Origin of the sequence: Pelagihabitans pacificus, from assembly GCF_009371985.2 — a bacterium.
Lineage (GTDB): Bacteria > Bacteroidota > Bacteroidia > Flavobacteriales > Flavobacteriaceae > Pelagihabitans > Pelagihabitans pacificus.
This window is the reverse complement of sequence record NZ_VIKU02000003.1, coordinates 59,627-81,657: the sequence shown is the minus strand read 5'-3', so window position 1 is coordinate 81,657 and position 22,031 is coordinate 59,627. Positions and strand designations below refer to the sequence as shown.

General features: G+C 43.1%; 16 protein-coding genes. 3 read left to right on the top strand and 13 right to left on the bottom strand.

Annotated elements, in window-relative coordinates; genetic code table 11:
* Positions 1-128 precede the first annotated feature (128 nt).
* The 6 genes from FK220_RS10950 to FK220_RS10925 all read right to left on the bottom strand — a co-directional run bounded on the left by FK220_RS10950 (position 129) and on the right by FK220_RS10925 (position 6,633).
* Positions 129-971 carry a 1,4-dihydroxy-2-naphthoyl-CoA synthase gene (locus FK220_RS10950; RefSeq protein WP_152574372.1) on the bottom strand — a complete coding sequence of 281 codons (843 nt, stop codon included), beginning with the start codon at positions 969-971 and terminating at the stop codon, positions 129-131.
* Between the two features lie 38 nt (positions 972-1,009).
* Complete coding sequence (locus tag FK220_RS10945; protein WP_152574371.1) at positions 1,010-2,263, bottom strand: glycosyltransferase; 1,254 nt, start codon at positions 2,261-2,263, stop codon at positions 1,010-1,012.
* 35 nt (positions 2,264-2,298) lie between these two features.
* Positions 2,299-3,804: a DEAD/DEAH box helicase gene (locus FK220_RS10940; RefSeq protein WP_152574370.1), complete on the bottom strand. Its 1,506-nt coding sequence runs from the start codon at positions 3,802-3,804 to the stop codon at positions 2,299-2,301.
* A gap of 136 nt (positions 3,805-3,940) precedes the next feature.
* Positions 3,941-4,870 carry a 2-hydroxyacid dehydrogenase gene (locus FK220_RS10935; protein WP_152574369.1) on the bottom strand — a complete coding sequence of 310 codons (930 nt, stop codon included), beginning with the start codon at positions 4,868-4,870 and terminating at the stop codon, positions 3,941-3,943.
* Between the two features lie 18 nt (positions 4,871-4,888).
* On the bottom strand, positions 4,889-5,398 hold the full coding sequence (locus FK220_RS10930) for a DUF6155 family protein (RefSeq protein WP_152574368.1): 510 nt from the start codon (positions 5,396-5,398) through the stop codon (positions 4,889-4,891).
* Positions 5,395-6,633 carry a protoporphyrinogen/coproporphyrinogen oxidase gene (locus FK220_RS10925; RefSeq protein WP_152574367.1) on the bottom strand — a complete coding sequence of 413 codons (1,239 nt, stop codon included), beginning with the start codon at positions 6,631-6,633 and terminating at the stop codon, positions 5,395-5,397. The genes FK220_RS10930 and FK220_RS10925 overlap by 4 nt, the downstream gene beginning before the upstream one ends.
* Before the next feature lie 183 nt (positions 6,634-6,816).
* Between FK220_RS10925 and FK220_RS10920 the strand changes: the two genes are divergently transcribed.
* Entirely contained in the window at positions 6,817-7,680 is an 864-nt protein-coding gene (locus FK220_RS10920) for a sigma-70 family RNA polymerase sigma factor (protein WP_152574366.1), read from the top strand.
* Between the two features lie 525 nt (positions 7,681-8,205).
* Here FK220_RS10920 and FK220_RS10915 read toward each other — a convergent pair.
* The 6 genes from FK220_RS10915 to FK220_RS10890 form a co-directional block, all read right to left on the bottom strand.
* A complete protein-coding gene (locus tag FK220_RS10915; protein WP_317168326.1) occupies positions 8,206-9,540 on the bottom strand; it encodes a YaiO family outer membrane beta-barrel protein in 1,335 nt (444 codons plus the stop codon).
* 36 nt (positions 9,541-9,576) lie between these two features.
* Positions 9,577-11,919, bottom strand: coding sequence for a sulfatase-like hydrolase/transferase (locus FK220_RS10910; protein WP_152574365.1), 2,343 nt, complete (start codon positions 11,917-11,919; stop codon positions 9,577-9,579).
* A 9-nt stretch (positions 11,920-11,928) separates the two neighbouring features.
* Positions 11,929-13,359, bottom strand: a complete 1,431-nt coding sequence (locus FK220_RS10905; RefSeq protein ID WP_152574364.1) for a glycosyltransferase family 2 protein — start codon at positions 13,357-13,359, stop codon at positions 11,929-11,931.
* Positions 13,352-16,243, bottom strand: coding sequence for a HEAT repeat domain-containing protein (locus FK220_RS10900; protein WP_152574363.1), 2,892 nt, complete (start codon positions 16,241-16,243; stop codon positions 13,352-13,354). The genes FK220_RS10905 and FK220_RS10900 overlap by 8 nt, the downstream gene beginning before the upstream one ends.
* Before the next feature lie 175 nt (positions 16,244-16,418).
* Positions 16,419-16,790 (bottom strand): response regulator transcription factor, encoded by a 372-nt coding sequence (locus tag FK220_RS10895; protein ID WP_152574362.1) that lies wholly within the window; start codon positions 16,788-16,790, stop codon positions 16,419-16,421.
* A 6-nt stretch (positions 16,791-16,796) separates the two neighbouring features.
* Entirely contained in the window at positions 16,797-18,587 is a 1,791-nt protein-coding gene (locus tag FK220_RS10890) for an ATP-binding protein (RefSeq protein ID WP_152574361.1), read from the bottom strand.
* Between the two features lie 198 nt (positions 18,588-18,785).
* Between FK220_RS10890 and FK220_RS10885 the strand changes: the two genes are divergently transcribed.
* On the top strand, positions 18,786-20,075 hold the full coding sequence (locus tag FK220_RS10885; protein ID WP_152574360.1) for a dipeptidase: 1,290 nt from the start codon (positions 18,786-18,788) through the stop codon (positions 20,073-20,075).
* A gap of 79 nt (positions 20,076-20,154) precedes the next feature.
* Here FK220_RS10885 and FK220_RS10880 read toward each other — a convergent pair whose 3' ends face one another.
* A complete protein-coding gene (locus FK220_RS10880) occupies positions 20,155-21,048 on the bottom strand; it encodes a DUF72 domain-containing protein (RefSeq protein WP_152574359.1) in 894 nt (297 codons plus the stop codon).
* Between the two features lie 160 nt (positions 21,049-21,208).
* On the opposite strand from FK220_RS10880, the gene FK220_RS10875 reads away from it, so the two are divergent.
* Positions 21,209-21,982, top strand: a complete 774-nt coding sequence (locus tag FK220_RS10875; RefSeq protein ID WP_152574358.1) for an outer membrane lipoprotein-sorting protein — start codon at positions 21,209-21,211, stop codon at positions 21,980-21,982.
* Positions 21,983-22,031 lie beyond the last annotated feature (49 nt).

The following is a 22,031-nucleotide window of genomic DNA, read 5'->3' as shown; positions in this document are numbered from 1 at the left end:
GAGAAGTCTGCGCTAAGTTTACGGTGTTATTAAAACATAGCGTTAAATTTTTTCATTTTCATATAGTGTTCTCGTAAAAGAGTCCTGACGACAAAGTCAGGGCTCTTTTTAGTTCGTCCCTACCCTTGTTACGGAATCCATTTGTTCTCTCCGAAATTCGGCTTTCGTTTTTCCAAAAAGGCATTCCGCCCCTCTTTGGCCTCCTCGGTCATATAGGCCAAGCGGGTGGCCTCGCCGGCGAACACTTGTTGCCCCACCATGCCATCATCCGTTAAGTTCATGGCAAATTTGAGCATCTTTATGGATGTAGGGGATTTTTCCAAAATCTCCTGTGCCCATTGATAGGCCGTATCTTCGAGCTCATCATGAGGTACGACGGCATTCACCATTCCCATCTCATAGGCTTCCTGGGCAGAGTAGTTGCGGCCCAAAAAGAAGATTTCCCTAGCTTTTTTCTGGCCGACCATTTTGGCCAAGTAGGCAGATCCATATCCGCCGTCGAAGCTGGTCACATCGGCATCGGTCTGTTTGAAGATGGCATGTTCCCTACTGGCCAATGTCAAGTCACATACCACATGCAAGCTATGTCCGCCACCCACGGCCCAACCGGGCACTACTGCGATAACCGCCTTTGGCATGAACCGAATCTGGCGTTGAACCTCCAAGATATTCAACCGATGCATACCGTCTTCGCCCACATAGCCCTGTTCTCCCCTAGCCTTTTGGTCCCCACCGCTGCAGAAGGAGTACACACCGTCTTTGGTGGAAGGGCCTTCGGCAGACAATAACACGACCCCAATGGACGTATCTTCCTGGGCATCATAAAAGGCTTCATATAATTCGCTCGTCGTCTTGGGTCGAAAAGCATTGCGTACATTGGGACGATTAAATGCAATACGGGCAACGCCCTTGCATTTTTTATAGGTGATATCCTCAAATTTCTTGGCAATTTTCCAATCAGGTTTGTTCATATGGTGATTTTAAAAGAATATGCCAAAGATAAAAAGACTTAGTTGTTTTTAACACCTCTGTTCTTGGCTTCTATCCATTTCGAAAGGTATTTGCTACTCTGCAGACTGTGGTGACCCAACATGGCTCCGGTGAAGTTTTTGAATCGGTGCTTTTTCAACCCTCGGGATAAACTATGAATCTTGTTTCGGAGCACTTGCCTTTGACGCCGTGCATCATAGCAGGATCTTAAAATTTCAATCCCATGCTGCTGTGCTTTGTCCCATTCAAATTGATTGGTATGTAAAGCGATTGCGGCTTTGGCAAAATCGGAAGCTGATTCGGCGATACTGCCGTTCCATGGAAGGTCGCTATGCATACCCTCGGCTCCGATACCCGTGGTGACACTCGGCATGCCGTACCGCATGGAGTCGATGAGCTTTCCCTTGATACCCGCCCCGAAACGCAAGGGCGCCAAATTAACCCTATGCCGACGCATTGCCGCCTCGATATTCGATAGCTTTCCTTTCACATAAAAGCCTTCGCCAGGTTGATGCAATTCGGTTATTAGTTTGGGTAAATAACTACCATAGATGTGCAGTTCCTCCTTTGGCAACGCCTCGCGTATGCAGGGCCAAATTTCTTGTTTCAGCCAAACAATGGCATCTAGGTTGGGTTCATGTTTGCCGGTACCAATAAACATAAAATGTTGCCTTTGCCCAAAGCAGGGCCATGAATCGGTTGTAAACGCCGACGGTGTTTCGATCATAAAAGGCAGATGTAGCAATAGTGCCCCAGGTACTGCCACAACTTGCTCGAGGAGCTTCATCTCATAGGATGAAATAATAAGGGACAGGTCACAACGATAGATGCTAGCCATCTCCCTTTTCGTTATTTCCTGCCGAAGCCAGAAATCCAAATCAAACTTGATTCCGGCCTTAAAAGCCTTTTTCCTGGCATATCGCAATGAATGTAGGTCCTCCGTATCCAGTATCCGGACGGCATTGGGAGTGGATTCGGCAACCCGCCATCCAAATTGCTCTTCCGTTAAAAAGCGATCGAATAAAACAATGTCGGGTAGTAGCCCTTTAATGAAGCTATCAAACGAAGGGTGGTTCAATTCGATAGTTTCTCTCTTGACACCTAAGGCTTCGAGATTTAAACTGAAATCGGTGGGTTTCGAAGTACTGGCAAACGTAATCGCATATCCCTCATCCAAAAAAAAAGAAATCAACTGCAGCATTCTGCTACCAGCAGCCGTTGCGTTTGGCTCGGGCCAGGTAAAACCGATTATCAGCATTGTTTTACAAATCATACCGTACAGGTCGGAAACAAGGAGCTCGGTGAGTTCTACATCCTAGCCGCGAACTTTTTGGATATACTTGAACGCAAACGCCTTTCATAGTCCTCTTCTAGCCATTCCTTATAGTTCTTGGTATTGTTCATAATACAATAAGAATACTGGCGCACCCTGTAAGAGATTTCTTCCTTCAACTGTTTGGCCAAAATCCGGGCATCGAAGACATCCTCTGCATTTTCTACACAAATTTTGGCGTGTTGTTCGATGCTTCGCTCCAAGACCACCTTGGATCGCAGGCCCTGTGCGAAAATTTTCTTGTATTCTTCCTTCACATCGAACTCAATTTCCTTCGATTTGCTGAACTTTGCCTTTAGCTCTGCTGGCATTTCGTAAACGAATTCACGCTCAATCTCCTCATCATTCTTGATATTCTCCAAAAAGAAGTCCGGAAAATGAAATATTTCCTGCCAATCGATAGGAGCATCCCACATACCGAAACGGGCAACGTTGTTCCCCATATCGATGACCGTGAATTCCTCTTTATTTGGCAGTATCCTAGACCCCCTGCCAATCATTTGAAAGTAAAGCGTTAACGACCGGGTTGCCCGATTTAATATAATGGTTTCCACCGTTGGCTCGTCAAAACCAGTGGTCAAGATACTGACCGAAGTCAAGATGGCACCCGGGGTTGTCGAAAACCAGCTTAGTATTTCCTTTCGCTCGGCGGCCGTATTTTTATTATCCAAGTGACGAATGTCATATCCCGCTTTCTTGAAAGTCTCATATACATACCGTGAGGTATTGATTCCGTTATTGAAAATCAGGGTTTTGGTGCCTTTGGCGATTTCGTTATATGCCGTCATTAATTTACTCAGCATGCTTTGATTGCCATAGAGTTCATCGGATGATTTCACGGTATAATCCCCATTGATACCCAATTTTAAGCTTTGAAGGCTTACATCGTAGTTGTACATGTTGGCCTTCGCCAAAAACTTCTTTTCTATAAGCGAATTTATCGATTCCCCGATAATCAGTTTTTGGTAATTATCTTTCATCGGAAGCTTTATATTGGAGCTCAGCGGTGTGGCGGTCACTCCAAGAATGGTCGACTCCTCGAAATATTTGAACAACTTTCTGAAGGAATTGTAATGGGCCTCATCGATAATGACCAGACCGATATTCTTGATTTCAACCTTCTCTTCCTGAAGCCTATTGTTCAAAGTCTCTACCATGGCAACAAAGCACATGTAATCATCCTGATCTTGGAGTTCTTTGACCCCGCTATTGATGATTTTGTTATTTACACCAAAACCATGCAGCATTTTCGAGGTCTGTACGCTCAACTCGATGCGGTGCGTGAGTACCACGACCTTCTTTTTATTCCGTTGGATATATCTTTTGGCTATTTCCGAAAACACTACGGTCTTCCCCCCCCCGGTGGGTAATTGGTATAGTAAATTACCCGTACCGGCTTCGTCGAGGTGTTTGAAAATAGTGTTCAAATCCTCAATCTGGTAATCGTATAAGGTTTTTTCCGTAGCTTTTTGCAGTTCCAAGTAGGTAGGAGATTTTAGATGTTATGGTTCAGGGAAATTTTGCCTCAACCCCAATTTTACAAAATTAGCAGAATTTTCTCCTTAAGAAAAATTTAGAGGGGGAATTCAAGGTAACTTTTTTTACCTCCCCAAAATACTAGTATCCCCTTTCGATATGTACCAGGTTGTTCAAGGGTTTTCCCGCCAATAACCTTTGATGGTTTTCGACGATCTGGGGAACCACTGAATCGGTGTCCGAAACGCTGGCGCAATGGGGACTCATATGAATTTTTGGATGTTCCCAAAAGGGATGTGCAACGGGCAAAGGCTCCTCATGGAATACATCGAGCGCCGCTCCACTTAAATGTTCGTTCTTTAACGCCTCCAGTAGGTCTCGGTTCACTAAATGACCTCCCCTGGCCACATTGATAAGATAGGCCCCTTTAGGAAGCTTTTGAAACAATTCCGAGTTCAGGATACCTGCGGTCGCCTGTGTTAAAGGCAACAAGCAGACCAAAATCCCGGTGGTTGCAAGGAAGTCGGCAAGATCTTCGTTTCCGAAAAAGGTTTTTATATTTTTCATTGTTTTCTTGGAACGGGACCATCCCTGTACCTTAAAACCAACACGGACCAAGTCATTGGCCAACACAGCACCCAAGGCACCCAGACCCAATATACCTACCGTAAAGTCCTTTATTCTTTTGTAATTGAGGGGTTTCCAAATTTTATGCTGCTGATCTATTTTATAATGGTTCAAGTTTTTAAGGTAGGCAAAAATAAGGGCAATCACATGTTCGGACATATCGCTTGCCAACATCGGGTTTACCACACGGGTAATCGGTAAGTGGGTAGGAGCCGAGGCATCCTCAAAAATGAAATCAACACCGGCTCCCGAAGACGCAATGCACTTAAGATTGGGATACTCACTTAGGCTACCAGGACGATGTTTCCAGACCAATGCCATATCGATGCGGTCTTTGGGATGGTCTTCGTCGCCACTGTAAACAGGAATATCGGGAGCAGCCGATCTGAGGGCGTGCTTCCATAGATCTATTTTATCGTCTTGTCGTAGAATTACAATGCTCATGGTTCCAAAAATTCAGTTTTAATCAATACTATCCAACACCCTGGAAAAACCTTCTTCCAAAGGCCACTGCCCTTCCTGTGTCTGGGTATGGATTTTCGCTATTCGTGGCCGAAAGTCCCCTAAAAGACCATGGGTGGATACAAAATGTACCGCCTGGTCAAAAGAGTTGAGCATGCTTTTAAAAAAAGAATCGGGTAGGTTTCTATTGATTGAATAGGTCTGGGCAGTCTCAAGATTGTAAAGCATGACATCGGCAATCAAATGAGGGGCCACTCCTAGTTTGACGAAATGTTTGATATATTTCTGCGCCACGGAACGTCTTGCCTTAGGGCGTTTTCGCCGCACCGGGAAGTATTCGTTCGAGATTTTGGCCTTCGCTTCCTGAACAAGCTTGTCCTCTTTTGGATTAAAAACGAAATCATAATATTCCTTTATGACAGGAAATCGTTGGTAAAGGTCCATTAACTGTTCCTCCAGCGCTTCCTTTGGTAAATCGGACAGGTATTTTTTTAATTGTCTTTTACTCATTTTGTTTGCTCCAGTGCTTTCATCGTTTCACTAGCGGCCTGCTCACCCGAAAGCATGGCGGCATTGATACTTCCGTTGGCCAAATGGTCCCCTGCTAGAAATACATGGTCGGAGTATTTCACGAGTCGACTCTCGTAATGAGCGGTCTTTAGCTTAGGTAATGCCCTGTCGATTCGATAGCCCCTAATAAATTCCAAGTCATTCAGTTTACAACAATCCAAAAGCTCTTTTTTAGCCCGGGCCACCAAATCGGTTTCGGATAATTCGTGGGCTCTCACTACTGTTGCCGATAGTATGGCATCCGAACCGCTCACAGGAATCACATCGGTGACAAAATGAAGATTATTGACCAAAGTATCGGATTTTGTCAATAGTCCGATTATTGGCAGATTCATCGTTGATGCCTTTGTCTTAAAATACAAGGTATGGGAGCTGTGCCACTGCACTGGGGTCGCGCTTAACTGTTCCAATAGCTTCGTGGGATCGGTAGCGATAATAACGGCATCAAAATCGAGGATATCTCCGTTGATATGGATCGTTTTTCCATCGACTCGTGCCACGCTGCGATTGTAATGAATTTTTGTATTCCATAGCCGTTCATACAATTGTTTAGGTATTTCTTGCATTCCTTTTTCCGGGATGGCGGCATCGCCTTCGGAGAACATCTTATAAACGAATTGAAACATCCGACTCGAAGTGGTAAGTTCATCCTCTAGAAAAATCCCAGAGAAAAAAGGGCGGAAAAAATTATCGATGATGCGATCGGAAAATCCGTATTCCTTTAAAAAATCCAAGGTAGAAGTGCCGGGTGCTTCGAATAATTGTGCAATCGATTTATTCTTTAAGGATGAAGATAAACGAAATATTTTCCATTTATCCTGGATACTCCCAACTCCTGAAAACACGGTAGAAAAAAGAAAAGTCGCATTTCTTAACGGATCGCCGATTTTGGATGTCTTCCCCTTTCGGTATAACAAGGCGCCAGGAAGAAAGTGCTTCAAGCCCAAAGCACCATAATCAAGATATTTCTTGGTCAAAGGATATTCGGTCAATAACACCTGAAAACCGTGGTCAAGAGGTATTCCCTCATAAAAATCGGTCTTAATCCTACCCCCAATACTATCGGAAGCCTCGAATATTTCAGGCGCAAATCCCTGTTCCTCCAAACAGATGGCAGCCACCAAACCGCTCAATCCAGCTCCAATGATCGCAATTTTCGGTTCCGATGTACTCATGATATTCGCTTATTCCCCAAAAATAATATAAGCTGAAAGAATATCGGCATATGACCCACAATCCTTTGGATTATTCCCAAAACGCTCATAAAATATGTATAATAATAAGCCAAATCCCTTGGATAAGAGCATTTAAAAATGTATAATGAGAACTTGTACAATATCAAAAACAAATAAATATATATGAGGCAATTAAAGATTATCAAGCAGGTAACCAATCGAGAATCGAAATCGTTGGATAAATATCTGCAGGATATCAGTAAAATCGACTTGATAACTGCCAGTGAAGAAGTCGAACTGGCGCAAAAAATCAGGGACGGAGATCAAGCCGCCCTGGAGAAATTAACGACTGCAAACCTTCGATTTGTAGTCTCAGTAGCCAAACAGTACCAAAACCAAGGGCTTACCCTCCCCGATTTGATCAACGAAGGCAATGTGGGCCTTGTAAAGGCAGCCAAACGTTTCGACGAGACCCGTGGGTTCAAATTTATCTCCTATGCGGTTTGGTGGATTCGTCAGTCTATTCTACAGGCATTGGCCGAGCAATCACGAGTTGTTAGGCTTCCATTGAATAAAATCGGCTCGATCAATAAGATTAAAAAGACCTTTTCCTACTTGGAGCAGGCTCATGAGCGTCCACCCTCTGCAGAAGAAATTGCAAAGGAATTGGAGATGACGGTCAACGAAGTACGACAATCCTTGAAAAACTCGGGACGCCACGTTTCGATGGACGCGCCATTGCGGGAAGGTGAAGACTCCAATCTCTATGATGTGTTGAGAGCCGGAGAATCTCCGAAACCGGATAACATTTTAATGCAGCAGTCATTAAATACGGAAATTAACAGGGCCTTGGAAACCTTGTCCCCACGGGAGGCAGATGTCGTAAAACTTTATTACGGTATTGGGGACCAGCAGTCGATGACCTTGGCCGAAATCGGATTGACCTTTGACCTCACCAGGGAGCGGGTGCGCCAGATTCGTGAGAAAGCCATTCGTAAGCTGCGTCATAATTCCAGGAGTAAGATGTTAAAGACCTATTTAGGCTAGCACACTTTATACATCATAAAAAAGTCCCTGACTTTATCGGTCAGGGACTTTTTTTATCTAACTTTTGATAAGCGCTTAGGAATAGTTCAATTTGCTGATTTCGAAATCTGTCAGGATTTCGTTTAAATCTTCAATGAAGTTCAGATACGCTGCATTGTCTGAATTTTGATTTGCCATAATAGTAGGTTTTGGAGAATCGGGACAAAGGGTTACACTACTACATGTAGTCTAACTCTACCAACTCGTTTAAACTTAAAATTTCGTTTAGATCTTGGAGGAAGTTTAAATATTCCTCGCCGTAGGTGTCGTAGAGCATTCCGTTGTTAGGTTAAGTTAATATTTGGGTTTAAGTTCGATTTCACTTGAATTGGGCTTCAAGTATCATGATATAAACATAATAGTAACGTGGCCCGAAAGCAATTAATTGTGGTGTAAACTAAGAAACTTGTTGTGAAAGTATTGAAAAGGAAAGGTTAAGCTTTTCATAAAGAAAATACAAGATGGATTTCAACGATCATTTCGAAATCAGAACTTTACACTATAGGTAATTCCCGCTGTAACCGACCAAAAGAAGTTACCTGTGTCAAAAGAGAGTTCTTGCCGGGCCACGCCTAAATTGGCCATATAAATATTCGGACTCTTTTTGGGTGTGAATTGATATTGAAGACTCATCCGTTGCGATTCTATATATAGTAGGGTTTCAGCGAGAAGTTCATCCCCATCCCTTAATTGTCTTAGCTCGGGAGAATAGCCCATGCCGACGTTCACCCCAAGGAAGTTTTCCCCGTCCCGGAAATATTTCCGTACCAGCAGGTTTCCGGAAATCCTTGTTAGGTTGTTCGGCTGCGGGGTGATATAGGAACGTAATGAAAAATAATAATTCCCCCTGTAGTGCCCTAATGAATTGGTGATAACCGTGACATTCTTGGTTTCAAAACTGATATAGCGCGCCCCGGCGGAAAATTCAAACGCTCCCGGTAAGTTGGCATATAGGTCGCCCCCTACCTTATGATTGGGGAAAATCGAGGCGTTCGAATAGCCATAATTTAAATAGGCATAGAAACGTTTGGAAAATTTTGGATAGAAATCCAAATCGTACTGTATCCCATGTTTGTTCAGACGGTTATTATAGTTGATTCTGGGGATGATACTGCCGGCCAGGGTTTGCCTCCTATAGGATATATTGGAAAATACCATGGGTTCATAGACTTTATCGAATACCATGAATGAGTTCATAATGCCTATCCGATTGTTCATCTCTTTTTCCTCCAAGGGCTTTTTCTTAGCGTTTTCATCTTTTTCTTTTGCCACGACTTTTTCCGATGCTTCCAATGATTTCTTGTTCCGCTTTCCTCCCTTTTTTGAAACCTTGGAAGTCGCAATACCCACATTCGGTCCCAATGGTGGGTATTTTTTATTTCGGATGTTTTGGACGGCAAGTTCTTTCAGACGTTCTATTTCCCGGTTCTGACCGAGGTAAAACAAGGCTTTATTGGCCAGCCCCAATGCGGTGGCATCATTGTTGGCGTATAATTCGTTCTTGACTGCACTGATCCAGACATCCGTATTTTTACGTTCCTCTGAAATGATTCTATTGAACTTTTTTCGTGCTTCGGCATGGTTGCCTTCCCAACTATAGATACGGGCCAATAAAGCAGAAGCATCCGTATCCGTGCCATTTTTGGTCGTCTCCTCCTCTAACAATTTCTTTGCGGATGATAGGTTTCCTTCAAAGGCGAGATAGTGTGCCTTTTCATAAATACTCCCGCCCGTGCTTTGGTATGCCAAATCCTGCGCCCATCCCCAACACAGGAAAAGGTGTAAAAAAATCGTTGTATATAGTTGTTTTTTTAAAATCACGTTATAGTTTAAAATTGCCAACGCCGCTGTTGCTTCCTATTTAGCGGCTACCACTTTTCCTTTTCGATATTCCCTACGCGCCCTTGCTATCTTATCCTGTATTTCATCTACTCCCGAACTATTTTGTTGGACCAGCGTTATTAGTTCATAGGCCTCCTTATTCTTACCCGACCAGAAGTACACATCGAAAAGGGCCGAATACGAATCAACATAATCGGGCACCATGTTGATGCATTCCTGCAATATTTCGATAGCGGTGCCATACCTACCGTTCCAAGCGTTGATTCTGCCCATTAATACCTTTGTGTCGATATGTCCAGGGACTTCGGATAAGATAAAACGTGACAGTAACAAGGCCCTATCGTATTCCTTGTCAAACGCCAATTCCTTTGCGGTAAGGTAGGCCTTGTCAAAATTCTTCCCGTTGAATACACTATTGACCCATACAATCTCGCTTTCATCGAATTTCTCTTTTTGGATGGTAAAGATTGCCAAGCTATCGGGAATGATTTTGTTATTCGCAGTCACATAAGCGTTCAGTGACTTGAAATTGTCCAATTTCCGCTCAACTTGGGAACCACCGCCGAAAGAAGAACCTACATTCAGGTTTTCCTCCAGTTCCAACACATCCCCATCGGAATAAAGTTTGGTACCGCTGATATATTCTTTCAGTTCGTTCTTATTCCGCATCAAAGGAATATCCTTGGTAGACCGAAAGGCTTCGTTCATATCAAGGGCGTCGCCCATCCAAGCTACTTTTTTGGGCATTTTCAATTCGTACTTCCCGTTTAAGAGCGATAAGATGGTGGGGGTTACGTCGAAATGGGAGGATACTGCACTCATTCTCCGTGTCTCTTTCAACATAGGACTGTAAATAATCAACGGCACGTGGAAACGGCTAAGGTTGTTTCTCTGTGGTATTGGAATCAATCGATGATCTCCGGTTATAACAAATATGGTGTTCCCATAATTGGGCTGTTTCTTATAAGCGTCAAAAACCCATCTCAGCGCATCGTCGGTATATAATAAACTAGCGAATACCCCATCGTTGTTCTTAATCACTTTTTCCTTTTTCCTTTCAAAGTTTCCGTTATTTACGATCTTATCGACCTTCTTGGTATAAAACTCGGCCCTTGGTGGAATAAAAGGTTCGTGGGTACTTATCGTCATATATACCTCTATACGGGGTTGCGCCGATTTTCGCGGCAAACTCATGCTCTTCTTGAAAAGTTCCAAATCAGGATAGCCCCATGATGATCCAGCGGCATCTTCGGCCTGTAACTCATAATTCTTTCCGAAACCTGATTTGTCCAAGATGAAATCGATGTTCTCGCTACGCAAAAACTTCTCTACATTATCAAAAGAACTGTTGGTTCCCTGATAGAATGATGTATGGTAGCCATTGTTTTTTAGAATGCCGTAAAGTGTCAGTTTATTGGGATAATCTTCCAGCTCCATAAAGCCGCTTTTACCAAAGGGTAGAGATCCCAATAATGACGGAATTACCCCAAAAGTTCTTCCTGTATTGCTCAAACAGTTTTCCCAATACAACGATTTGGTCGTTAGGGAATCGAGAAAAGGTGTGAAACCGCCATATTCGGCACCCTCCCCAACAAAATCACGACCCAATCCCTCGACCATGATGAATACGATATTGGGTTTTTCCTCCTTCAGATCAAAGTACCCGCCGAGCACATTGGGCGTTTCAGGTCTTTTGATGAGTGGATACTCCACATCGGCCACATACGTATTATCCTCGGTAGAGCTATTGTAAAGGTTTACTGCCAGATATTGGGTCTTGTTTTGATTAATGGGCCTCCCCTCGGTGAATAGCGTCGCTACGAACAGACTGAATAAAATAATCGTAAAGGGATACATACCGCTGATCTTGTGATAAAACTTTGAGGTAATCCTATAAAGTCCGAAAAACAGGGTCATAAGGAAGACAATTCCGATAAAAAGATAGATGGATATGGCAAATCCGCCGGAATTGGAAATCGTAATTTTGATATCGTCCCAACTGTAGCCCAAAATATCGGACCCTAAGGGTACCAAGGTGGTACAGAAATAGGCGATGAGCATGGCTTCGATAATCAATAAGATACCGAGCAACGTAAAGACAAGCACAAAACCGTACCTAGGTCTAAAGTTCTCCCAAAACTTAAAGGGGAAAGCCAAAAGCACGCCTACGATCGAGGTAAACCCGATTTGATGTACCAAGGCTATCAGAAAACTTCTGCCAATGACACTATCGACAACTCCCTTCGCGTATAGGATACTATATTGGAAAATCGAAAGCACCAAAAGACACCCAAAAAATGAAATCATCAATCTGGTATAATGCTTTAAGCTATAGCTATCGATCGTACTGGTATTCATAATACGTTTCTAAGTTGCTTTGGCAAATCCTTTTCGTACCTGTGACCCCCAACCTGATTTAATCTTAAACAGTTTTTTATAATTACCACGAATCGCCGCCCATACCACAATAGGATGAAAGGTAATGGGTTCGATAATGGCACAGAACATCAGGATGAAAATATCCTTGGTTCTTTTATACTCGTTATAGGAATATACTTCCCATAAAATGGCATAGAACGAAAACATCACCGAATACATATAGACTGCCGCCGTAATGGCTAGGAAAAAGTCTAAATTCAGAATACCCAGGTAATAGAACAAAAGGATCGAGAGGAAGCCAAAAAACTCCAGTATTGGTGCCAGCCACTCATAAAAGAACCAATAGGGATAACTGATAAGACCGAGCCGACCATATTTGGAGTTAAAGAACATATCTTTATGGGTAATCAAGGTTTCCAGATTACCCCTCGCCCATCGATCTCGCTGGTTTATCAAGATTTTAAGGTCTTCAGGAACCTCTGTCCAGCAGAGCGAATCGGGAATATATTCGACGGTGTAGGGCATTCTTCGGTCGTGCATATAGCGCCGCATTCGAAAGACAATTTCCATGTCCTCACCCACCGTATTGGTATCGTAACCCCCGACGGCCATGGCGATTTCCCGATCAAAAAAACCAAATGCCCCAGAAATAATAAGCAGACTATCGATGCGTCCCCACGCCATTCTTCCCAGTATAAAAGACCGGGTATATTCCAATAATTGGAACCTGGCCAACCAACTTTTCGGAAGTCGAATTTCTTCCAATTGGCCACCTTGAATCACACAGGAATTTGCCACACGAATCACTCCGCCAACGGCAATGACACGTTTTCCGGATCGTTGATAGAACGATTTGACCACATGTAGTAGTGCATCGGGCAACAAAAGACAATCTACGTCGATACAACCTACATATTGATTGGTGGAGAGGGCCATACCTGTATTCAAAGCATCCGATTTCCCCCCATTTTCCTTGTCGATAACCGTTAGTTTGGAGAAAGAACGTTGCTTCGATTTGTAAATGCCCCGAATAGGCTTTGATTTCCAATTCGGGTCTATTTCCCGCTCTACTTTTATGAGATCATAGGCTGCTATCATTTTCTCCAACGTGTCGTCTCTACTCCCATCGTTCACCACCATTACCTCGTAGTTTACATAGCGCAATGATAAGAGTGAGCGAATATTTTCGACAATCGTCAACCCCTCATTATAGGCTGGTGCAATGATGGTGATACTCGGGGCCAACGGCGAGGCCATTACCTTGGAAAGGTCGCCAAAACTGTTTTTATTTCGATAATGAATCGAATTTCTGGTAGATAGGTATCCCATGACGGTAAACATGGTAAACAACACCACCGTAAACGTAAAGAAAACGACATTTATGTACTCCAGGATTATTTGGAAAATTCCACTATCCATCGCGTCTGGGTCTTTTTCTGTTGGTCAATTTTTTGAACAGCTTATAGGCAGAGGTATTCGATTCGGTATCAGGGTCCGACTGGTCTTCATTTCCTTCATCCATTAGCGATTCAGGACGGTCATCCAGATTCTCCGAAAGCTCGAATCCGATATCAAAAATATCGGATTCCTTTGGAGGCCTTATCTGCATTTCATCCAACAACTGTTCATATTCGACAACCGTTGTGCTAGCGGTTGACTGAATCCGAGTGGTTTCAGTCCTAGTAACCGTTTTATCCGGCACGGACATTCGTTCTTTCAACTGTGCCAATGCCTGTGAGGCTTTGTGACGAATGTCGGGTTCCGGGTCTTCCAAGAGCTGCTCCAAGAAGTAAACTTCCTTCTCATCACCGATAGCTACGATCTCGTCGAGCAATATGAGTTTTGACTCGGTATCACAATGTCGAAAGAATTCTTCGAAAATACTGTAGGGATTGCTGCCCTGAACTTGTAAATCTTCTTTGGTGTCTGCAAGACGGTCTGGATTGTTACCTAGAAAGCGGGACATAATGTTTTTGATCCGCAGCCGGGCCTCTTCTTTTTCTTCTATTTCCATCAGTTCCCGTAGCAATGGTATTTCGCGTTCATCACCGAAAAAGTCGATATCATCCAACATCTGCATCGTTTCGGCAGTTTCACTTTGATAAATTTTCGGTTCGGGGATATATTTTAGATAGTATTCTATATCATCCATCATTTTGGAAGCCTTAGCGTCCCATTCGGGGCCTTCCATCTTTATTTCCTCTTTCTTTGGGATAGCCGTAACCGGACTGGCAATTTCTTCCAAAAGCCAGTTGGGTAGTTCTTGTTCGGTTATTTCCTTTTCAATTAAGACAGGTTCAAAAATGACCTCCATATTATCCAATGATTTTGCCTCGGCAACTGTCACTTCCTCGAATTCTACCTCCAATGAGGCGATGTTTATCGATTCTTTTGATTGGAAAAGGGAAGGTAGGTGCAAGTCGACACCTTTGATTTCTTCATAGATCACAGTTAGGGTCGTCACATCGATTTCCTTCATAGATGCTGCGGTAGCTGGGGTCAACAATTCAGGTATTTTTATCTCTTCATAAAATACGTCCAGATCCAAGAGATTTATTTCTCCTTTTTTAGGCTGTGGCGACTTTATCTCTTCACAGTACACTATGAGTTCAAGCGGATTTACTTCATCCTCTTTCGCCCTTACATACGCCGGGATTTCTTCATAAACAACATTCATGGCCATCAGGTACTCTTCCTGATTTATAGTACCATCCTCTTGCTGTTCGGTAGTGTCAACAACTAGGGGAATAAAGTGGATGTCTTCCTCGGCTATCTCAAATCTGTATGGGCTTATCTTCTTTCCCTTTTCTTGAAAAGGTATGCCCCCATTGTCAATCTCTTCAAAAAACACCTCGATATTCATAAGGTTTGGTTGCTGCGGCGCCTTGCCATGACTGTTTTGGACATTGCAATCAACGACCAGGGGTAGAAAATCAATTGAAAATAAGGGGGTTCCACCCTCTAGGGACGGTTTCGATTCGTTTTCGTCCCCGTTCATGAAATTTGTTTCTTCCATTTCTAATTTTGTATCATGTTTGGCCGTGTTGTTCCCAGGGGTGACCGCATTCTTACTTTTGGTTTTATTGGTGCTTGGGAGCTCCTTTTCTTCATCTAATTCGGATGCCTGAGACCTCTCTTCCTTCAAGAAAGGGGTCATTGTCGATACGTTTTCAACGGTAGCATCGATTTCAGAAGTTTCCATTTGAGCTGTCTCGGTTTCTTCGCCCCCCTCTATTTCAGTAGGTAAGCTTCGACTTTCAAGGGAGCTAGACTCTCTATTCAACGCTCGATCATGCGGCCCATCATCACCAATTTCCTCCTGGTTTTCATCCAAGGAATTGTATTCCTCCATCGTTTCCTTCTTCGTGGGTTTTATATCTTCCGGTATCCGATAGTTAGAGGTATCAACAATACCTTCTGTGGGAAGAATAGTCTCTGGAGAAATTGTGTTAATGGCGGCCAGTGCCTTACTTCTGACAGAAAAATGCGTTTCTTTATTTTCGATAAGATTCAGAAAATCAAGTTCCTCTGAGGAACCCAATTCCCCAATGGTGTCCAAAATAATAACCTTTATATCCGCGCTACATTTCCAAAAAACGGTTTTCAATGTTTCAAGGGCACTAGTGATGTGAAAGGTCTTTATACAATCGATCGCTTCGCGCTTGATTCTGCTGTTTTTATGTTTTACCAGTTCAATAATTGAATTGTTGGCGTCGTTCTGGTCGTAATGTTTGATCAAGCGCAATGCAAAAAGGACCACATACTTGTTTTTGCTGGTAAGCCAGACCTTAAAACTTGGTGGAAGAAAGTCGTCTTTATTGGCGATGACCTCCATCAACTTCAATTGTTGCCATTCTGAAATTCGATGCTTGGTAGTATCCAGGAAGTAATTGATTCCCTCATGCCTGAGCGTCACCACTGCAATCTCTGCCTGCTTCCGAATCGTGGCCCGCTTGTCGTTTATGAACTTGGTAATAAAGCCATAGGAGTCCACTACTTCCATTTGCGTGAGCTCTCTGATACCTTGTGAAATGGTCTCCCAACGCCAACTTTTTAACTTTTGGTAGGATACTTTGTGTAGCTCTAGATCCTTAAAGAGTTCAAATAACCGTTTCTGGGCAGTTCCAGATACGTCTTTTCGCAGGTCAAGCAACACTTCGGTGACGGTCTTTCTATAAAATACGTCTTTAATCTGTTCCCGAATCTCCACTTTCAGGTTTACGTAACTACTTTTTTCATCTTTTGTGGCATCCTCTTCAAGAAAGATAAACTCGCTGATCATCGGGGAGATCTGCTGCTTCAATTTTTTGGTTTTCGCGGATGTTGCCGAAATTCTCTTTTTAAATAAAAAAATTGCGATGAAATAAACGGCCGCAATCCCTACAAATAGTAGACTAAGATCCCATAAAAGATCCGTATGGATCTTTGGCGCATTGATGAGCGAATAAACGTTATATGTATAGTTGTTTAACTTCAAATTAGGCTTTGTTCAATTCCCTGGCAACCCGGACCATGAGTTCTGATGGGCTCACGGGTTTCGAAATGAAATCGTTCGCCCCTAGATCAAATGCACTAAGAACATTTTCTTCGTTACCGGCAGAGGAGAGAATGATAATAGGGATGCTCGAACCCAGTTCGTTTCGAACATAATCTATTAGCTCGATACCCGAGAAATAGGGCATCATAATATCGCTGACAATGATATCGGGCAAATACATCTCCAACTGCTCCTTGACTTCCTTGCCGTTGGGTACGTGCATAACCTCATATCCTCCTTTTTGTAGCCGGAAACTCAATAAAGAGGCCAATAGCTCATCGTCTTCCGCCAGCAACAGTTTTTTCCTCTCCATTTTTTTCTACCTACTATTGTTCTTTAATTTTTCAAAAGCATCATCGATTTTCTTCTCGACGATAGGATATTCTTCCAAAAAACATCCATATAAAAACTCCATATGCTTGGTGTCCTTGTCCTCTTTGCTCGAGGTATGCATCTCTGACACGATAGTGTGCAGACTTTCGGTCCGCATCATCGCCAGACCCGACTTGATTTTGTGCAATACAAACTCCAGTTCCTCAAAATTCCGTTGTTCCAAATGAATCTTTGCAGCCCCGATAAACTCGATTGCATTTTGTTTGTAAAGCCTGATCAACTCTTCGAGCAACGACAGGTCGCCCATACAGTCGCCCAGGATAGGCTCCAAATCAAAACTCTCCCGTTCCTTGTCTTGGCTGGGTACGGTAGTCAAGGTCATTTCTTCAATGTTATCGATATGCTCCATATTTCTTTTGTTTTTGATCAATTTTAAAAGCAGTTCATCCGGACTATAGGGCTTCAGGATGTAGTCATTAATCCCATGTAGTTCTGATTGTTCCTTGTCTTGAATGGTAAAGTCGGCAGTGAGTGCTACAATAGGTACTTGACGTAACCGTTCATTTTCATTCTCTCGTATACGCTGTGTTACATCGAAACCACTCATCCCGGGCATTCTCAAATCCATTAGGACCAAATCGATTCGCTGTTTTTCCAAAATATGTAGTCCGTATTGACAATTATCCGTAATCCATATGTTACAGCCCCATTTTTTCAGGCGTTGTTCAATAAGTCGCTGATTTAGTAGATTATCCTCGAATACCAAGATTCCGGTTCCCTTAAGTAGTTTGGCACCTTCGGTCAGGTATTCCTTTTTCAGGGCTTTTTGGGGTAGTTTTGACTTATCGCCTACGAGATAGGGCAATACGAATCGAAAGGTAGTCCCTTCTCCCAAGTTGCTGGCGACCGTTATATGCCCTCCTTGATTTACAATTATTTCTTTCACAATGGAAAGGCCCAGGCCAGTACCCCCATACTTTGTGGAAGTATTTTCCCCCACCTGTCGATACGAATCGAAGATGTAAGGGAGTTCCTCCTCCCCAATGCCGATACCTTGGTCAGAGACCAAAAATTCCAGCAGCAATTGGCCATCTTTTTGCTTTTTCAAAACGATTCGGAGACGTATTTCACCCTTTTGCGCGAATTTGATGGCATTGCCCAGAAGGTTGAGCAATACTTGGCTCAATTTTGCGGGATCACCAACCAATACTTCCGGAATGGAGGTATCGATATCGGCCTCAAGATTCATTTTTTCCTCCACGATAAGTGTTTTGCAGAGGTAGAGAATGTCTCTTGTAAGCGCATAAAAATTGAAATGGACAGATTCGAAAGTCTCCAATCCCGCCGATAGTTTCGAATACTCCAAAAGCTCGTTAATAATTTCCATTAACGAGTAGGAAGCGGATTGAATGGCGTTTACAAGTTCTAGCTGTGTGGTGCTCAGACTGTCTTCCTTCAAAAGATCGGTAAAACCGATTATGCCGTTCAAAGGGGTACGTATTTCATGACTCACATGGGCCACTAACAGGGAAGCTTCGCTTTGGTTGTCCCTTTGAAGCTTATCGTGAGACCTTTTACCGGTTGGCGAAGATGAATTATTCAGGCTTTCGGAAGTAATGCCATTTTGGGTCAAGACCTTTTCCTGAAGGTGGTGTTTGAACGATTCAAACGACTTTTTCAGTTGACCGGCCTCATCGGAGCTGAGTTCATCAAAAGAAAACTCGTTTAGCAACGATTCGACGTGGGTAATTTGCGCAAGTAGGTCTTTTGGTTTCAATGGGGGATTGATTTGGTTATACAGTAAAATTTGGGATAAAAACTTTTTCTTACATCGTCTTGTTAATTTCGCTTACATTCAATAAAGTTCCTATGGCTTAAAAATCCTCAAATTCTCAGGAGTGAACAATTAAATGTTACCGAATGCCCTTTTTCTGTTGTCAAATCGCTTTATTTGTAGGTCTAAAATTCTTACAATATGAAGTTTCGCATCCTCCAGCTCTGTATTTTATTAGCGTTGTCCTGTCAAGAAGCTCCCAAAGAGGTCGCTGAATCGGTAGAAGAGAAAGCAAAGAAAATCCATGCGAAAGTGATAAGCATTGATACGCATGATGACATTAACGTGAAGAATTTTACCGATAGCATCAATTACACCCAACGTTTGGAAACACAATTGAACCTTCCAAAAATGCAAGAAGGCGGATTGGATGTTGCGTGGCTAATTGTATACACCGGTCAGGATTCGTTGAACGACAATGGCTACGCCAAGGCAAAAGAAAATGCCATGGCGAAGTTCGATGCCATACACCGTTTTTGCGAGGAGCTGGCTCCCGATCAGATTGAGCTCGCACTGACTTCGAATGACGTACGAAGAATACATGCAGCTGGCAAAAAAGTGGCCATGATCGGGGTCGAGAACGCTTATCCGATCGGAAAAGACCTTTCGGAGTTCGAAAGATATCACAATTTGGGAGCCCGTTACGTTTCCCTCGCACACAATGGCCACAGCCAATTTTCGGATTCCAATACAGGGGAGGCCGATAGCTTATGGTTACATGATGGTTTAAGTGAATTGGGTAAAAAAGCTGTAAATGAGATGAATAGATTGGGAATAATGATTGACGTTTCACATCCATCCAAAAAAGCTATGGAGCAGATGATCGCCTTATCGAAAGCACCGATTATTGCTTCGCATTCCTCGGCTCGGGCACTTTGTGACCATAGTAGGAACCTAGATGACGAGCAGTTAAAATTGATGAAGGAAAATGGCGGTGTGGTACAGGCCGTAGCATTCAGCTCGTATCTGAATACCGAGAAGCACGAAGCCCGCGCTGCCTATATGAAGGCGATTTATCAACAAGTAGCGGATTCTTTGGGAATCGAGTGGTACGAGCGGTCACAGTTTTCATCCCTGACCGATGCGCAAAAAGAAGCTTTTATCGCAAACTATCCCAAGGTAATGACAATCGCAAAAAAGCAAGCGGAGAATAAGTCCGATGCACCACCAGCGGTAGATGTAGCCGACTTTGTAAATCATATCGACTATATGGTCAAAGTAATGGGAATCGATCATGTCGGTATCAGTTCCGATTTCGATGGTGGTGGTGGTATCGCCGGGTGGAACGATGCCTCGGAGACCTTCAACGTAACCTTGGAGTTGGTGAAGCGTGGCTATATCGAAGAGGAAATCGCCAAGCTATGGGGAGGTAACCTGCTCCGCGTTTTGGATGAAGTGCAGTCAGTAGCGAATAGCATGGACAAAAACTAACGATTACCAACTTTTATCTATTGTAAATCAATGGTATAATACTAATAAAAACCATTAATTCGCCCCGCGAGGAAAGACTCTAAAAAAGTGTTTTGGGTGGCACCAAGGTCTGTGGAATTTTTAGGTCACAACCCAATCTGTTGTTCAGTTTACCAATGAAGTACGCCGATAGTAAGGGGGATTCCAATTCCATATTTTGATGCACGAAAAAATGAATATTGTTCAGCCCTTTTTCTTGCCAATCGGCCAACTTGTCTACCCAATCGTCCAGTCGGGCATAATCACTTTCATGATTGGCCCCGACATAACGTATAAAAGCCTCGTCATTGGTCAAACGCATATGCATTAAATCCCGCCTGCCCGCAGTATCGACTAAAATGTTGGCGATGTTGTTTTCTTCCAAAAGATAATAAAGTTCGTTTGCGACGGTATTGTCATTGAACCAATCGGTGTGACGAAATTCGATTGCTAGGGAAAATTCTTTCGGCCAATATTCCACGAAACGTACCACCCTGTCCCAATTCTTAGGGCCGAAATTCCCATGCATTTGCAAAAAGATAGTGCCCAACTTTTCCTTTAGGTTGGAAGTAACCTCCAAATACCGGTCTACGATGGGGTAGACGGCATCGTTCAAACGTCTTAAATGACTAATATCCTGTGCTATTTTGGGAAAAAATTTAAACCCTGCCGGTGTTTTGGCATACCATTTTTCGTATTGCTCCCCTGGAAAAATACGGTAGAATGTGGCGTTGAGCTCAATGCAGTTAAATTGGGAAGCATAATATTGCAATTCGTCTTTTGTGCCGCGCGGATAGAAGTTCTTCAGATCTTGGCGGTTCCACTTGGCACAGCCAACGTAGATACTTTCGGTGCCCTTTTCCTTGTATTTTGAAAGTACCACCTCGGTATCGGGGTGATCCTGTGGGAAACTAAAGTCAATCAACTCTGGGTGTTCTACTTTTCCAAATTTCATCCTATCAACTTATAAATCCAGTTTAAATGTAACGATTTCCATCATACTTCATTCATATCCCTTCCAATGTAAAAGTCGTCGTATGCGCAAAAAAACTCGAAATTCTGTAACATTCGCCCTATATTTGATACTAACGAAAAGTAATCTCAAAAAATAGAAAATGAAAACACTAAAAGTATGTATCGCCGTAATCACTTTAATGATTATGGCCCCCACCCAGGCGCAAACAGCCGATGAAATCATCAGCACTTATTTCGAGAATATCGGAGGGCTTGAGAATTTTAAGGCTTTAAAGGGTGTAAAGATGACGGCAAAAGTTAATCAGCAGGGAATGGAAATCCCGATAGAAATTGTGCAAATGAGCGATGGACGACAAATGACATCCATCAATTTTCAAGGAAAGGAAATCAAACAAGGCGTCTTTGACGGTGAGACTTTATGGAGCCATAACTTTATGACCATGAAGGCTGAAAAAAGTGATGCCGAGGCTACTGCCAATTTTAAATTAAATACCAATGATTTCCCCGATTCCTTTGTAGATTATAAAGAAAAGGGATACACCGTGGAGCTTATCGGGAAAGAAACGATCGATGGTGCCGAAGCATATAAGATCAAATTGGTGAAGGAACCCATCACCGTGGATGGTAAGCAGGAAGAAGATGTCTCTTTCTACTTTTTCGATACCGAAAACTACGTGCCGATTGCCATGCAATCCGAAGTGAAGTCCGGTCCAGGAAAAGGTATGACGCAAGAGGTAACCTTCAGCGACTACCAAGAGGTAGATGGTCTTTATTTCCCCTTCTCCATGACCCAGGGAGTCAAGGGCCAGCCCGGTTCACCCATTACGATGGAAACCGTTGAACTTAACCCTACCGTTGACGAAAATGCCTTCGCCTTTCCAGAGGAAGAGACCACTAAAGAAGAGGAAAAATAATAGCTAAACATAAAAAGACCCTTTGATTGAAGGGTCTTTTTCCATAATC

Coding starts and splice junctions, on each gene's coding strand:
- FK220_RS10945 (WP_152574371.1), bottom strand. CDS start 2,263: ATGATTTGTAAAACAATGCTGATAATCGGTTTTACCTGGCCCGAGCCA.
- FK220_RS10885 (WP_152574360.1), top strand. CDS start 18,786: ATGAAGTTTCGCATCCTCCAGCTCTGTATTTTATTAGCGTTGTCCTGT.
- FK220_RS10920 (WP_152574366.1), top strand. CDS start 6,817: ATGAGGCAATTAAAGATTATCAAGCAGGTAACCAATCGAGAATCGAAA.
- FK220_RS10930 (WP_152574368.1), bottom strand. CDS start 5,398: ATGAGTAAAAGACAATTAAAAAAATACCTGTCCGATTTACCAAAGGAA.
- FK220_RS10950 (WP_152574372.1), bottom strand. CDS start 971: ATGAACAAACCTGATTGGAAAATTGCCAAGAAATTTGAGGATATCACC.
- FK220_RS10895 (WP_152574362.1), bottom strand. CDS start 16,790: ATGGAGAGGAAAAAACTGTTGCTGGCGGAAGACGATGAGCTATTGGCC.
- FK220_RS10925 (WP_152574367.1), bottom strand. CDS start 6,633: ATGAGTACATCGGAACCGAAAATTGCGATCATTGGAGCTGGATTGAGC.
- FK220_RS10910 (WP_152574365.1), bottom strand. CDS start 11,919: ATGAATACCAGTACGATCGATAGCTATAGCTTAAAGCATTATACCAGA.
- FK220_RS10880 (WP_152574359.1), bottom strand. CDS start 21,048: ATGAAATTTGGAAAAGTAGAACACCCAGAGTTGATTGACTTTAGTTTC.
- FK220_RS10905 (WP_152574364.1), bottom strand. CDS start 13,359: ATGGATAGTGGAATTTTCCAAATAATCCTGGAGTACATAAATGTCGTT.
- FK220_RS10875 (WP_152574358.1), top strand. CDS start 21,209: ATGAAAACACTAAAAGTATGTATCGCCGTAATCACTTTAATGATTATG.
- FK220_RS10935 (WP_152574369.1), bottom strand. CDS start 4,870: ATGAGCATTGTAATTCTACGACAAGACGATAAAATAGATCTATGGAAG.